General features: G+C 70.1%; 12 protein-coding genes and 1 pseudogene. 8 read left to right on the top strand and 5 right to left on the bottom strand.

The window, feature by feature from the left end; translation table 11 throughout:
• Positions 1–119 precede the first annotated feature (119 nt).
• A pseudogene (locus G3N96_RS33825) lies at positions 120–542 on the bottom strand (AraC family transcriptional regulator); the annotation flags it as partial.
• Between the two features lie 150 nt (positions 543–692).
• Between G3N96_RS33825 and G3N96_RS33820 the strand changes: the two are divergent.
• Both G3N96_RS33820 and G3N96_RS33815 read left to right on the top strand, forming a co-directional pair.
• On the top strand, positions 693–1,817 hold the full coding sequence (locus G3N96_RS33820; RefSeq protein ID WP_206139910.1) for an NAD/NADP-dependent octopine/nopaline dehydrogenase family protein: 1,125 nt from the start codon (positions 693–695) through the stop codon (positions 1,815–1,817).
• On the top strand, positions 1,814–2,824 hold the full coding sequence (locus G3N96_RS33815) for a 3-hydroxybutyryl-CoA dehydrogenase (RefSeq protein ID WP_206139909.1): 1,011 nt from the start codon (positions 1,814–1,816) through the stop codon (positions 2,822–2,824). Before G3N96_RS33820 ends, G3N96_RS33815 begins: the two co-directional genes overlap by 4 nt.
• A 131-nt stretch (positions 2,825–2,955) precedes the next feature.
• Here G3N96_RS33815 and G3N96_RS33810 read toward each other — a convergent pair whose 3' ends face one another.
• Positions 2,956–4,293 carry an MFS transporter gene (locus G3N96_RS33810; RefSeq protein ID WP_124576113.1) on the bottom strand — a complete coding sequence of 446 codons (1,338 nt, stop codon included), beginning with the start codon at positions 4,291–4,293 and terminating at the stop codon, positions 2,956–2,958.
• Positions 4,294–4,444: 151 nt separating this feature from the next.
• Positions 4,445–5,335, bottom strand: coding sequence for a LysR family transcriptional regulator (locus G3N96_RS33805; RefSeq protein ID WP_124576114.1), 891 nt, complete (start codon positions 5,333–5,335; stop codon positions 4,445–4,447).
• A gap of 101 nt (positions 5,336–5,436) precedes the next feature.
• On the opposite strand from G3N96_RS33805, the gene G3N96_RS33800 reads away from it, so the two are divergent.
• From G3N96_RS33800 to G3N96_RS33775, 6 genes are all read left to right on the top strand, one after another.
• Entirely contained in the window at positions 5,437–6,990 is a 1,554-nt protein-coding gene (locus tag G3N96_RS33800; protein ID WP_206139908.1) for an AMP-binding protein, read from the top strand.
• A gap of 11 nt (positions 6,991–7,001) precedes the next feature.
• Positions 7,002–8,189, top strand: coding sequence for an acyl-CoA dehydrogenase family protein (locus G3N96_RS33795; protein ID WP_206139907.1), 1,188 nt, complete (start codon positions 7,002–7,004; stop codon positions 8,187–8,189).
• Complete coding sequence (locus G3N96_RS33790; RefSeq protein ID WP_206139906.1) at positions 8,186–9,334, top strand: CoA transferase; 1,149 nt, start codon at positions 8,186–8,188, stop codon at positions 9,332–9,334. The genes G3N96_RS33795 and G3N96_RS33790 overlap by 4 nt, the downstream gene beginning before the upstream one ends.
• 44 nt (positions 9,335–9,378) lie before the next feature.
• Positions 9,379–10,677, top strand: coding sequence for an MFS transporter (locus G3N96_RS33785; RefSeq protein ID WP_206139905.1), 1,299 nt, complete (start codon positions 9,379–9,381; stop codon positions 10,675–10,677).
• A gap of 124 nt (positions 10,678–10,801) precedes the next feature.
• Positions 10,802–11,863 carry a porin gene (locus G3N96_RS33780; RefSeq protein WP_206139904.1) on the top strand — a complete coding sequence of 354 codons (1,062 nt, stop codon included), beginning with the start codon at positions 10,802–10,804 and terminating at the stop codon, positions 11,861–11,863.
• Between the two features lie 39 nt (positions 11,864–11,902).
• Positions 11,903–12,289 carry a BON domain-containing protein gene (locus tag G3N96_RS33775; protein ID WP_206139903.1) on the top strand — a complete coding sequence of 129 codons (387 nt, stop codon included), beginning with the start codon at positions 11,903–11,905 and terminating at the stop codon, positions 12,287–12,289.
• 15 nt (positions 12,290–12,304) lie between these two features.
• Here G3N96_RS33775 and G3N96_RS33770 read toward each other — a convergent pair whose 3' ends face one another.
• A complete protein-coding gene (locus G3N96_RS33770; RefSeq protein ID WP_206139902.1) occupies positions 12,305–13,351 on the bottom strand; it encodes an ABC transporter substrate-binding protein in 1,047 nt (348 codons plus the stop codon).
• Positions 13,348–14,084 (bottom strand): FAD-binding oxidoreductase (locus G3N96_RS33765; RefSeq protein ID WP_206139901.1); only part of this gene is annotated, 737 nt, incomplete at its 5' end. The genes G3N96_RS33770 and G3N96_RS33765, both read right to left, overlap by 4 nt.

Below are 14,084 nucleotides of genomic sequence, written 5' to 3'. Positions count from 1 at the left end.
CTTCATCGACACTCTCCCGGCAGCAGCGGCGCAACCGGCGAAACGGCTGCGCGCGCCCGTAACAAAAGGGTACGCCTGCATCGGGCGAATCTCAACGGGCGCGCGGTGAGCGCTCACTACGTCAGCATGTCCTGCAACTTGCGTTCGAGCGCGCCGCGTTCGAGCCGCAGCACGAGGTTGCGGCAATCGGGGCTCGTGCTCAGGCGGCTCGCGAGCGCCGGTGACGACACGGTCAGATCGCCGGGGCCGGCGCGCGCGATGACGCTGCCGGCCTGCAGCTCGCATGCACCGGCGAGCGTCAGCCTGAACAGGAAGTGTTCGGCGTCGTCGCCGAAATCGATGCGCGTTTCGCGGCCGTAGCAGAGTTCGAGCAGCGCGCCGTGATGCAGCGGCACTTCGTACAGCTCCGCATGAAACGGATCACGGCCACGCGCGGCCATCCGGTGCGGCCCGAGCCGGTGCGCGACCGCGCGTTCGACTTCGTCGGGGGCGTGCAGCGTGCCGAGCCGGTTCGGCGCATGGCGGGACAGGGCGATATCCATTCACGGACCTCATAGCGGATGCGGCGGGCGCGGCGGCATGCGCATCGCCGCGATTGCGTTGCGCGAACGGGCGCGCCGTTGCGCGTTTTGAAGCGACGCGGTGAAGGCGGCCGCGTAGTCTCGGAAGCACTCAATCACCGGGAGAAGACGATGAAGGTATGTGTTCTGGGCGGCGGCCACGGCTGCCATGCGGCGGCGATCGACCTGCTCGAAAAGGGCCACGACGTGACGTGGTGGCGGCGCGACCGCGAGCCGCATGCGCGCCTGCGCGAGCTTGGCGTGCTGAACGTGACCGACTATCGCGGTAAGCGCGCGGTGCCGCTCGGCGATGCACCGGGGGCGATTCGCCTGACCGGCGAGCTCGCGGTCGCGCTGCGCGGTGCGCAACTCGTCGTGGTGCCGCTGCCGGCTACGTCGCACGACGCGCTTGCCGCGCAGGTCGCGCCGCTGCTGGAGGATGGCCAGGTCGTGTTCCTGCCGCCCGGCACGTTCGGCAGCTTCGTGTTCGCGCGGGCGGCGGCCGACGCCGGCAACCGTTCGCGCGTCGCATTCGCGGAGACGGGCACGCTGCCGTACCTGGTGCGCAAGCATGGCGACAACGACGTCGTGATCAGCGCGTACGCAACGCGCTTGCCGACCGGCGTATTTCCGGCGCATGCGGCCGGCTGGGCGTTCGACGTGCTGCGCGCGGGCTATCCGTCGGTCGAGCCGGTCAACGATGCGTTGTCCGGCGCGCTGATGAACGCGGGGCCCGTGATCCATCCGCCGCTGATCCTGATGAACGCCGGGCCGCTCGAACACTTCGACGCATGGGACATCCACAACGAAGGCACGCAGCCGTCGATCCGCCGCGTGACGAACGCGTTGGATGCCGAGCGCATCGCGGTGCGCGAAGCGCTCGGCTACCGCGCGCCGCATTTCCCGCTCGCGGATCACTACGCGGCGGAAGGCGACGAGTGGATGTACGGGCGCGGCGCGCACGGCAAGCTGACCGATAGCGGCGACTGGCGCGAGAAGATCGATCTGCGTGCCCATCGCTACATGCTCGAGGACACCCGGCTCGGGCTGTCGTTCATCGTGTCGTGCGGGCGCTGGGCCGGCGTGCCGACGCCGGTCGCGCAGGGGCTGCTGAGCATCGCGAGCGCGGTCGCGGTGCGCGACCTGTATGCGGAAGGGCGCACGCTGGAGCGGCTCGGGATCGCGGCATTGTCGAAGGACGCGATGCGTGTGCTGCTCGACGCGGGTGTCACGGGCGTCGCGGGCGCTTCAGCATGAGCGCGGCCGTCGAGGTGACGCGCATGCACGTGCTCGGCGCGGGGCGCATGGGGCAGGGGATCGCGCTCGTGTTTGCCTTTGCCGGAATCGACGTGACGCTGATCGACTTCAAGCGGCGCGATGCGGCTGGCCAACGCGCCTTCGACGATCGCACGCGTGACGAGATCGCCAGGCCGCTGCATGCGCAGGTTGCGCTCGGACGCATCGATGCCGCGCAGGCCGAGACGGTCGTCGCGCGCATCGAGATCGTTTCTCGGGATGGCGCCGCGGCAGCCGTGCGCGAGGCAGAGGTCGTGTTCGAGGCGCTGCCCGAAGTGCTCGACGCGAAGGCCGACGCGCTGCGCTGGCTCGGCGCGCATGTCGATGCGCGCGCAACGATTGCGTCGACCACGTCGACGTTCGTCGTCACCGAATTGCAGCGCCATGTCGTGCGCCCCGAACGGATGCTGAACGCGCACTGGCTGAACCCGGCGTTGCTGATGCCGCTCGTCGAGATCAGCCGCGGCGACGCCACCGACCCGTCGGTGGTCGACGCGCTCGCCGCGCTGCTCGAACGCGTCGGCAAGAAGCCGGTGATCTGCGGGCCGGCGCCCGGCTACATCGTGCCGCGCATCCAGGCGCTCGCGATGAACGAGGCCGCGCGGATGGTCGAGGAGGGTGTCGCGAGTGCGGAGGACATCGACACGGCCATCCGCACCGGCTTCGGCCCGCGCTTCGCGGTGCTCGGGCTGCTCGAATTCATCGATTGGGGCGGCTGCGACATCCTGTACTACGCGTCGAAGTACCTGGCCGGGGAGATCGGCCCGCGCTTCGCGCCGGCCGCGAGCGTCGTGCGCAACATGGAAACCGGGCGTGATGGCGTGCGCACGGGGGCCGGCTTCCACGACTATGCGGACGTCGACGTGCCCGCGTACATGCGGCAGCGGCTCGGCGAATTCGCGCGGTTGCTCGATCATCTGGGATTGGCGCCGGTGTTCGACGGCGGGCGAAGCGGGCAAGACGCGTAGCCCGGACGTCGATGTCGCGCGCGGTCGCGGTGCCACGAAAGCGCGCACATGGCACCGCGAGCCGGTGTGTCCGACACCCGCTGGCAAGCGCACGGGAACGGAAGCGGAGGCGGCGCGCACGTGCCGCACGCTCATGCCGTATCGCCGCGCGTGCCGGCGTCGGGCGCGACGCGCGTTTCGCGCATCACGCACAGCGTCGCGACGGTCACGAGGCCGAGCGCGATGAGGAACAGCGAGACGGGCCACGACGCGTGATAGCGCGCGAGCAGCGCGGTCGCGATCAGCGGCGACATCCCGCCCGCGAAGATCGATGCGACTTCATGCCCGAGCGCGACACCGGAGTAACGCACCTCGGTGCTGAACAGCTCGCCGACGAGCGCGGGCAGCGTGCCGATCATCGCGCCGTGGCTCACCGCGGTGCCGACCGTGAGCGCGAGCCACACGAGCGGCGTCACGCGCGTGTCGAGCAGCCAGAAGAACGGGAACGCGCACGCGACGAGGCTCAGCGCGCCGATCAGGTACACGGGCTTGCGGCCGATCCGGTCGGACAGCTTGCCCCACGCGAGCATCGCGCCCATCTCGACGATCATCGCGATCATCACGCCGGTCAGCATCACGCCGTTCGGGATGCCGACGTATTTGCCGTAGACGAGCGAGAACGCGAGGAAGATGTACGCGCCGCCGTTCTCGGCCACGCGCAGCCCCATCGCGAGCAGGATTTCCTTCGGATGGCGACGAATGCATTCGACGATCGGCAGGTGCGTGTGCGCGCCGCGCTTGCCGGCCTGCTCGAAGTCGCGGCTTTCCGGCAGATGACGGCGGATATAGATGCCGATCGCGAAGATCACGATGCTCGCGAGGAACGGCAGCCGCCAGCCCCACGTGCGAAACGCATCGTCCGGCAATGCCTGCGCGGCGAGAAACGCGGCCGACGACAGCACGAAGCCGCCGCCCACGCCGAGCTGGCTCCATGCGGCGTAGTAGCCGCGCTGTTCCGGCGGCGCGTTCTCGCTGATCATCAGCACGCCGCCGCCCCATTCGCCGCCGGACGCGACGCCTTGCAGCAGGCGCAGCACGACGAGCGCGGCCGGCGCCCACACGCCGATCTGCGCATAGGTCGGCAGCAGGCCGATCGCGAACGTCGACGCGCCCATGATCAGCAGCGTCCACACGAGCGACGCCTTGCGCCCGTAGCGATCGCCGACGTGGCCGAACACGATCCCGCCGAGCGGCCGCGCGACGAAGCCGAGCGCGAAGGCCGCGAACGCGGCGAGGCTGCCCGTGAGCGCCGATGCGCCGGGCGGGAAGAACACATGGCCGAACACGAGCGCCGCGGCCGTGCCGTATACGAAAAAGTCGTACCACTCCATCGCGTTGCCGGCGACGGAGGCGATGACGATTCGGCGTAGTTGCCGGTCGGCGAGCGGGCGGGCGGCGCTCGGGGATTGCACGGTGTCGGTCGGATACATGGCGGACTCTGAAGGGGGAGGCGGGCGCGTGCCGTCTGTGCAGCACTGCGGGCTAGTGTTGTCGGCACCGTGCCCCCGGTCAAATCCGCAGAAAAAGGGGAGTGACATCACTCCCGCAAATGATGGTCGATGGTCGCGGCGCTTCCCGCGCCTACCCCACGCTTTCCCGCAGCAGCGCGATCATCCGCTGCGCCAGCGGCGGCACGTACGCGCCTGCCCGGTGCATCGCGCCGATGCGGCGGTCCAGGTCGAGCTCGCCGGCCCGCAGGTCGAGCGCGCGCAACCCGGTCACCTGGTCGAGCGCATCCGCGCCGCCGACACACAGCAGCGGCGTGCCGCGCAACAGTTGCAGCAGCGAGGTATTGCCGAAGTCCGTCTCGATGCGCAGGCGCGGCGCGGGCAGGCCGCGTGCGCGGAACGCGTCGTCGATCCGGTGCCGCACGGGAATCGTCGCTTCCGGCAGCAGCCATTCCTGATCGGCGAGATCCGCGAGCGTGAGCCCGCGCTTGCGCTGCAGCGGGTGTGCGGCATCGGCGAGCACCGTCAGCCGGTCGTCGAACAGCGCGATGGTGTCGAGCCCGGCGTCCCGCTGCTGCGGTTCGGGCGCGACGACGAGATCGAGTTCGCCGGCCGCGAGCAGGTCGAGCAGTTCGCGCGCGAGCCGGCAGCGCAGCCGCAGCCGCGCGGCCGGCCGTTCGCGGATCAGTTGCCGGCACGCACCGAGCACGAACGCATTGGGCACGGTCGGCGAGTAGCCGATCCGCACCACGCCCTGTTCGCCGCCGCGGATCGCGCGCATCTCCTGCATCGCGTCATCGAACTCGAGCGCGATCCGCTGCGCCCGCGCGACGAAGCGTGCGCCGGCCGGCGTCGGCGTCATCCCGTTCGCGGTGCGCTCGAACAGCGTCACGCCGACTTGCCCTTCCAGCCGCTGCACGGCTTTGGTGAGCGCCGGCTGCGACAGCCCCAGCGCCTCGGCGGCCTTGCCGATGCTGCCGTGCCGCTCGACGGCCAGCAGGTACTCCAGATCGCGCGTGTCCATCGGGGGATTCCTGTCGGTTATGACTTTATATCCGGTGATGCATTGTGGTGATGCCTGGGCATCTTACAGACTGGCGGCACTGTTCGACCAGGAGAATCGTTTTGAGCTTCGCCTACTTCCTGCGGCGTGCGGCCCGCTACTGGGGCAGCCAGCCCGCCGTGATCCACCGCGACCGTGCCGTCACGTACCGCCAGCTCGACGAGCGCTCGACCCGGCTCGCGAATGCGCTGCGCGGCCTCGGCTTCGCGCCCGGTACCCGCATCGCCGTGCAGGCGCGCAACTGCATCGAGCTCGTCGAGATCGAATGCGCGCTGTACAAGGCCGGCCTCGTGAAAGCGGCGCTGAATCCGCGCTTCACGGCGGCCGAGGCGGCCGACGTCGTCGGCAACTGCGCGCCCGCCGCGTTCATCGGCGGGCGCGGCTACACGGATTACACGCCCGATTCGCCGGGCTTTGCGTCGGTCGAGCGGTTCGTGTCGATCGGCGGTGCGGTGGCCGGCTATCTCGACTACGACACGCTGGTCGCGAAGGGCAGCGATACGCCGCCCGACTATCAGCCGGCGCCGGACGATCTCGCCGTGCTGCATTTCTCGTCCGGCTCGACGGGGCGCATCAAGGCCGCGATGCAGAGCTACGGCAACCGGCTCGCGTCCCTGCGCAAGATCGTGCTGGGGATGGATCGCCCCGCGCAGCCCGGCGACCGGCTCGCGCTGATCGGCCCGATCACGCATGCGTCCGGGATGCTGATGCAGCCGTACCTGTTCTGCGGCGCGACGCTCGTGCTGTTCGACGCGTTCGAGCCCGCGCATTTCCTCGCCGAGGCGGCGCGCCAGCGCATCACGCACACGTTCATGGTGCCGGCGATGGTCAACATGCTGCTGAACGCGCCCGAGCTCGCGCAGGCCGACCTGCGCAGCCTGAAGGTGCTCGGCTACGGCGCGGCGCCGATGGCGCCGGCGCGCATCGAGGAAGCGTGGGCGCGCATCGGCCCCGTGCTGTCGCAAGGCTACGGCGCGAGCGAATCGACGTCGGGCGTCACGCGGCTCGGTATCGCCGACCACGCGCACGCGCTGCTGCACGACCGCGAGCGCCTCGCGTCGTGCGGCCGGCCGCTCGGGGAAACCGAGGTGCGGGTGGTCGATGCCGACGGGCGCGAAGTCGAAGGCGACGCGATCGGCGAGATCGTGATTCGCGGCGCGGACGTGTTCCAGGGCTACTGGAATGCGCCGGAGCTGACACGCGAGGTGCTGGTCGACGGCTGGCTGCACACGGGCGACCTCGCGCGCACCGATCGCGACGGCTTCATCTATCTGGTCGACCGCAAGCACGACATGATCATCTCGGGCGGCTTCAACGTGTATCCGACCGAAGTCGAAGCGGCGCTGTACCGGCACGAAGGCGTGCTCGAGGCCTGCGTGGTCGGCGTGCCCGACGACAAGTGGGGCGAGGCCGTGAAGGCCGTGGTCGTGCTGCGTGCCGGCCGAGATCCGCAGGAGAACGATCTCGTCGCGCATTGCCGCGCGCAGCTGGCCGACTACAAGCTGCCGCGCTCCATCGATTTCGTCGCCGAGCTGCCGAAGAACGCGAACGGCAAGATCGCCCGCAAGCTCGTGCGCGAGCCGTACTGGCGCGGTGTCACGCGCCGCGTCAACTGAAGGAACCCGCCATGTTCGATCATCTGCAACGCCCTGAATTCGTCGCGCTGCGCGCGGCCGTGCTGCGCTTCGTCGACGACGAACTGCGTCCGATCGAGCGCGAGCTGCGGCTCGACTCGGAAGACGTGTGGCCGCGCGACGTGCTGCGCCGCGTCTGGCAACGTTCGGCCGCGCTCGGCTTCTACACGGCGAGCCTGCCCGTCGAGATCGGCGGGCAGGGTCTGTCGATCGCCGAGGTGTGCGCGCTGAAGGCCGACCTCGCCGCGAGCGGCGCCGCGCTCGCGCCGCACGTGCTCGGCGAACTCGGCGGGCCGCCGCGCGTCGGCAACATGCTGAAGTACGCGACGCCCGCGCAGCTCGAGCGCTATTTCAAGCCGGTGATGCGCGGCGAGAAATCGACGTGCTTCGCGCTGACCGAACCGCACTCGGGCTCGGACGCGATGAGCATCCGCACCACGGTGGTCGAGGACGGCGATGCGCTCGTGATCAACGGTACGAAGCACTACATCAGCGGCGCGCCGTTCGCCGATTTCGCGATCGTGATGTGCGTGACCGATGCGTCCGCGACGCCGCCGCAGATCACGGCCGTGCTGGTCGATCTCGACCTGCCCGGCGTGAGCGTCGAGCACGAATACGTGCCGATGTCCGGCCAGCACATCGATGCGGACATCCGCTTCGTCGACGTGCGCGTGCCGCGCGAGAACGTGTTCGGCGGGCTCGGCAACGGCTTCCGGCTCGGCATGTCGCGCATCAACGTGAACCGGCTGCTGCATTGCCCGACGATGCTCGGCCTCGCGATGTCGGCGTACCGCGCGTCGCTCGATTACGCGCGCACGCGCCGGCAGTTCGGCGGCCCGATCGCGCGGTTCCAGGCGATCCAGCACATGCTCGCCGACATGGCCGCCGCGCTGTGGGCATGCGAAAGCATGATCGCGCATACGGCCGCGCTCGCCGATGCGGGCGCCGACCTGCGGATGACGGCCGCCGCCTGCAAGCTCTACGTGTCGGAGCGCTGTTTCGAGGTCGCGGACAAGGCCGTGCAGATCCACGGCAACGTCGGCGTCACGCGCGGCCATCCGGTCGAGCAGACGTTCCGCAAGCTGCGGATGTTCCGGATCCTGACCGGCACCAGCGAGATCCAGCGCAACACGATCGCGAAGGCGATTCTCGAGCCGGCCGCCGCGGGCGGCGCTGCATGACGGCCCGCGACGACGCACGGGGCGCGTGGCCTGCCGCCGATGCGGGCGACGCACCGGCCTGGTCGTGCCTGCGCGGCGTGCGGATCGTCGACGCCGGGCAGCTGCTGCCCGGCCCGCATGCGTGTGCGTTGCTGCGCCAGCTCGGCGCCGACGTGACCAAGGTCGAGCCGCCGGGCGGCGACGCGTTGCGGCAGTTCGGCGCCGACACGTTCGCGCAGTTCAACCGCGGCAAGCGCTCGATCGTGCTCGACCTGAAGACGCCCGACGGCCGCGCACGCTTTCTCGATCTCGTGCGCGACGCCGATGCGGTGGTCGAAGGCAACCGGCCCGGCGTGATGGGGCGACTCGGGCTCGGCTACGACGTGCTGGCGCACGCGAACCCGCGCGTCGTGCTGTGCTCGATCACCGGCTACGGGCAGGATGGCCCGTATGCGAACCGTCCCGGTCACGACCTGAACTTCCTGGCCGACGCCGGCTACTGGTCGGTGCCCGCGCAGTTGCATGACACCGTCTCGCGGCCGCGCGTGCGGCTGGCCGACCACGCGGCCGCGTTGCACGCCGCGCTCGCGCTGGCGGTCGCCGTGATGAGCGCACGTGCGAGCGGGCGCGGCCAGCATCTCGACGTGTCGATCCACGATGCGATCTTCGCGTGGACCGCGCCGGCCGCGTGGGCGCTGCGCACCGGCCGCGATACGCACGACACGGCGCGCTGGGTGATGCCCGACAACGACCTGTTCGAGACCGCCGACGGCCGGCACATCGTGCTCGCGACGCTCGAGGACAAGTTCTGGGCAACGTTCGCCGAGGCGCTCGGCGACGCGTATCCGGCGCTGCGCGAACCGCGTTTCGCGCAGCGCGCGGGCCGGCAGCAGTATCGGCACGCGCTGGGCGCGCTGCTGCGCGCGACCTTCGCGACGCGCACGCAGGACGACTGGATGCGCGTGCTCGGCGCGCTCGGGCTGCCGGTGTCGCGCGTGCCCGACGCGGGCGCGGTGTTCGACGATCCGCACGTGCGCGCCCGTGGCGTCGCTCGCGAGGTGGCGGCCGACCGGTCGCTCGCGGTGCGCTTTCCGGTGAAGTTCTCGCTCGGCCTGCCGGACGGTGACGACCGGGTGCCGGCGCCCGGCGAGCACGGCGGCGGATAGCGCGACGCCACCGGCCGCCGACGACAAATAAACAGGAGACAGCCATGACGAATGGTGCGCAGTACCGCCCCGGACGGGCGTGGTCCATCGCGACGATGCTCGCGCTGATGATGCTGGTGAATTTTCTCGACAAGGTCGTGCTCGGCCTCGTGTCGGTGCCGATGATGCGCGACCTGCATCTGAGCCCGACGCAGTTCGGCGTGATCGGCGGCAGCCTCAACTGGCTGTTCGCGGTCGCGGCGGTCGCGGGCGGTATCGCCGCGAACCGCTGGCCCGCGAAATGGCTGCTGTTCGCGATGGCGGCTGCGTGGGCGCTGCTGCAGCTGCCGATGCTCGTCGCAAGCTCGATCTGGGTCGTCATCGCGTGCCGCGTGCTGCTCGGCATCGGCGAAGGGCCGGCATCGCCGGTCGCGACGCACGCGATCTACAAATGGTTTCCCGATACGCGGCGCAATCTCCCGGTCGCGCTGCTGCACCAGGGCAGCGCGCTCGGCCTGCTGATCGCGGGGCTCGCGATTCCGGTCGTCACGTCGCACTGGGGCTGGCGCGCGAACTTCGCGGTGCTGGCGGTGCTCGGGGCCGTGTGGTGCGTCGCGTGGGCGGTGCTCGGCGAGGAGGGCACGCTGTCGCGCGGCCCGCGCGCGGCCGGCGGCGAGCGCGTGCCGTACGGGCGGCTGCTGACCGACCGCACGGTGCTCGGCAACTTCCTCGGCCACTTCGCGGCGAACTGGATTCTCGCGATGACGCTCACGTGGATGCCGACCTACCTGCAGCTCGGGCTCGGCTTCGGGCCGCACGAGGCGGGGCGCATGTTCGCGCTGTTCGTCGCGGTCACGTCGCCGCTCAGTCTCGCGCTGGCCTGGCTGTCGCAAACCTTGCTCGCGCGCGGCATGCCGTCGCGTCACGGGCGCGGCACGTTCATCGCCGTCACGCTCGCCATCGCCGGCGCGATGCTGGCCATGCTGCCGGTGCCCGAGCTGCCGCGCGCGGCGAAGCTCGTGCTGCTGACGCTCGGCAGCGGCCTGACGCTGACGATGTACTCGATCGGCCCCGCGATGCTTGCCGAGGTGACGCCCGACGCACAGCGCGGCGGCGTGCTCGCGCTCAGCAACGGCTTCGCGTCGCTTGCCGGCCTCGGCGCGCCGGTCGTCACCGGGATGCTGATCGAGGCGAACGGTGCGTCGGTCGCACGCGGTTTCGAACAGGCGGGTGTCGTGTGCGGCGTCGTGCTGATCGCGTGCGGTGTGCTCGGCGCCTGGTGCCTCGATCCGCAGCGTTCGCTGCGGCGCCTCGCGGGCGACACGGAGCGTGCCGCGCCGACGGTCGGCGCGTGCGGCCGCTAGCGCTTGCTACGCACATCGCATCGCGGTGCATCGCATTCGGCGTACGGCCTGCCAGCCGGGCCGCGGCGCCTTTCGACGGGAGCAGTACCACGAAACGCCGCGCGACGACGCGGCAGGAGGAGACATGAAGAAGATGATCGCGGCGGCGCTGGTCGGCGCGCTGTGGGGAAGCGCGCACGCGCAGTCGAGCGTGACGCTGTTCGGCCAGGTCGGCGGTGGCGTGCGATGGGTCAACGGGCAACAGGGCGGCAGCCAGGTGGGCTTCAACGGCACCAACATCATTGCCGGCAACGAGTTCGGGATACGCGGCAAGGAGGACCTGGGCGGCGGCACGACCGCGCTGTTCGTCCTCGACGGCGCGTACAACACCGGCACCGGCGCGTTGAAGACGCCGGGCACGCTGTTCTCGCAGGCCGCCTATGTCGGCGTGTCGGGCGCGTTCGGGCGGGTCACGTTCGGCCGCCAGTTCAATGCGGCCGAAGATCTCGGCATCGCGCTCGATCCGCTCGGCGGGCGCGGGCAATCGCTGACGGTGGAGCCGGGCGTGCAGTTCGTGGGCAATTTCTTCACGCTCGACTCGCGCTTCAACAACACGATCAAGTATCTCGGCCAGGCGGGCGGCCTGCGGTTCGGCGGGAGCTATTCGCCGGGCGGCGTGGCGGGCAACACGCGCGCCGGCACGAATTTCTCGGCGGCGGCAATGGTTTCGTTCGCGAACGTGATGGGCGGCGCGTCCTATTCGAAGACGTACAGCGCCGACGGCACGCAATCCGCGCAGACGATCCAGACGGGCGGCACGTTGCAGTTCGGGCCCGCGCGCCTGTATGCCAGCTACGCATCGCTGGCCGTGACCGCACAACGCGCCGGCGCGCCGACGCGACACGACGATATCCCGTCGCTGGCGCTGCTCGTGCAGGCGACGCCGCGGTTGCAGTTTTCCGCGGCGGGCTTCTACGACATCGCGCGCCGCATCGGCAACGTCCCGGGTGCGGACGGCAACAAGCTGACGGTGTACGCGGTTGCCGAGTATTTTCTGTCGAAGCGCACCGAGCTGTATGTCGAACTCGATCGCAACGGCATGACGGGCGCCTATGTGCGCGACCCGGTGACGCGCGCCGCGTTGGGTTTGCGACCGGGCGCGAGCGCAACGACCGGCGTGACGCTCGGGATGATGACCCGCTTCTGAACGCGGCGTTTTTCTTATTCCACGAAAAGAGGAATCCTCATGAACATCCTGAAGAAGTCCGTTTCTCGCACCGTGCTGGCGATCGCAGCGTGCTGTACCGCACTGACGCCTGCGTTTGCGCAATCGGACGCGACAGCCGCGCCGTCATCCATGCCGGTTGCTTCTGCCGCACCGGCGACGGCGTCGGCCGCCAAGCAGCGCAAGGCGGCCGACCGCAAGCTGATGCGGCGCGTGAGCGCGGCGCTGGCCCGCGCACCGGGGCTGAATGCGACGCGCGTGCTGGTGCGTGTGCGCGCCGGCGTCGTGACACTTGCCGGGTCAGTGCCCGACACGGGGCAGGCCACGCTGGCGGCCGAGACAGCGCGGGGCGTCGACGGCGTCGTGTCGGTCGTGAACCAGTTGCGGATCGACAGCCAGCCATTGTGACGCACCCGTCACGGCTTACCGCTCGATCTGCCGGTTCCAGCGCGTATCCCACTGCGCGCGGCGCGCGTTGATTGCGGTCCAGTCGACGACCGTTACCTTGCGCACCAGGTCGTCGACGTTGCCGAGGCTCTGCTGCATCGCGGCGGGCATCTTCGCGACGCGGTTGGTCGGGATCTGCTTGCCGGCCTCGGCGGCCTTCGTCTGCGCGGGTGCGGACAGCAGGAACTGCGCGAGCTTCTGCGCCAGCTGCGGATCGGGGTTGTTCGCGACCACGCACAGGTCGACGAGCAGCAGCACGGGGCCTTCCTTCGGGTTCGCGTACGCAACCGGGATGCCCTTGTCCTGCAGGTCGCCCACGCCGGTCGGCGTGAGCGGGAACAGGCCGGCCTCGCCGGTCTGCACCATCTCGGAGATCTTCGCCGAGTTCGGGATGTACTCGACGACGTTCGGCCCGACCGTGCTCGCCCACTTGCTGAAGCCGGGCTCGACGTTCTGCTCGCTGCCGCCGAGCAGCCGGTTGATCGCGAGGAAGCCGTGCAGCCCGAACGTGCTGCTCGATGCCGACTGGAACACGACCTTGCCCTTGTATTTCGGATCGGCGAAATCCATCCACGACGTCGGCGGCGCCCAGCCCTTTTCCGCGAACAGCTTCTTGTTGTACGCGATGCCGGTCATCCCGAGCTGCACGCCCGCGCCGACGTCGTCCTTCATCCGCGCGAACGGGTACAGCTCCTTCAGCACCGGCGAGTCGTCGAGCTTCTGGCACACGCCGAGGCTGACCGCGCGCGCCATCACGCCGTCGTCGAGGAACGCGACGTGGATCTGCGGCTTGTTGCGGTTCGCGAGCAGCTTCGCGAGCACGTCCGACGACGTGCCGGGCACGACGACGACCTTCACGTTGTTCGCCTTCTCGAACTCGGGCAGCACCTGGCTCGTATAGGCCTTCTCCATCGGGCCGCCGTTCATGCCGACGTAGATCGTCTTCGTTTGCGCGAACGCGGGCGCGCTCACGCCGGTGACGCAGAGCGCGGCAGCGGCCGCAATCGTTCCGAGCAGTTTCACTTGTGGGTCTCCTCTTGGGGGAAAGGGGTGGTCGGCGTGGCTTGCGGGGCGAAACGGCCGATCGAGAACGCATCGAGCGGCGTGGCGGTTTCGCCGGTCGTGACGAGATCGGCGAGCACGTCGCCGACGGCCGGCGCGAGCAGGAAGCCGCCGCCGGAAAAACCGAACGCATGCAGCAGATTCGGCGTCGTGCGGCTCGCACCGATGATCGGGTTGTGGTCGGGCGTGCAGCCTTCGACGCCGCTCCACGTGCGGATCAGCAGCGCGTCGCGCAGCGCGGGCAGCAGCGCACAGGCGTCGCGCATCGCCGCGCGCGTCGTATCGACCGACGGCCGGCCGAACTCGCCGTCGCCGCGGCCGCGCCCGCCGCCGATCACGCAGTTGCCGCGCGCGACCTGCCGCGCGTACACGCCGCCGCCGTAGACGCCGAGGTTGTGCGTGATGAACGGCGGGAGCGGTTCGGTCACCCACATGTTCGGGTAGATCGGCTCCATCGGCACGGCTTCGCCGAAGCGCTCGGCGATCGTGTTCGCCCACGCGCCGGCCGAATTGATCAGCCACGTCGCGCTGCACATGCGGCCGCCCGCTTGCAAGTGAAAGCGCGTGCCGTCGTGGTGAACGTCGTCGACGGGTGTGTGCTCGAACACGTCGGCGCCCGCCGCGCGGGCCGCGCGCGCGAACGCGGGCGACACGACGCGCGGGTTCGCGTGGCCGTCGGTCGCGCACAGCGAAC

The organism is Burkholderia sp. Se-20373 (assembly GCF_017104705.1).
Lineage (GTDB): Bacteria > Pseudomonadota > Gammaproteobacteria > Burkholderiales > Burkholderiaceae > Burkholderia.
Note: the sequence above shows the minus strand (reverse complement) of the source record. Positions and strands in the feature narration are given on the sequence as shown.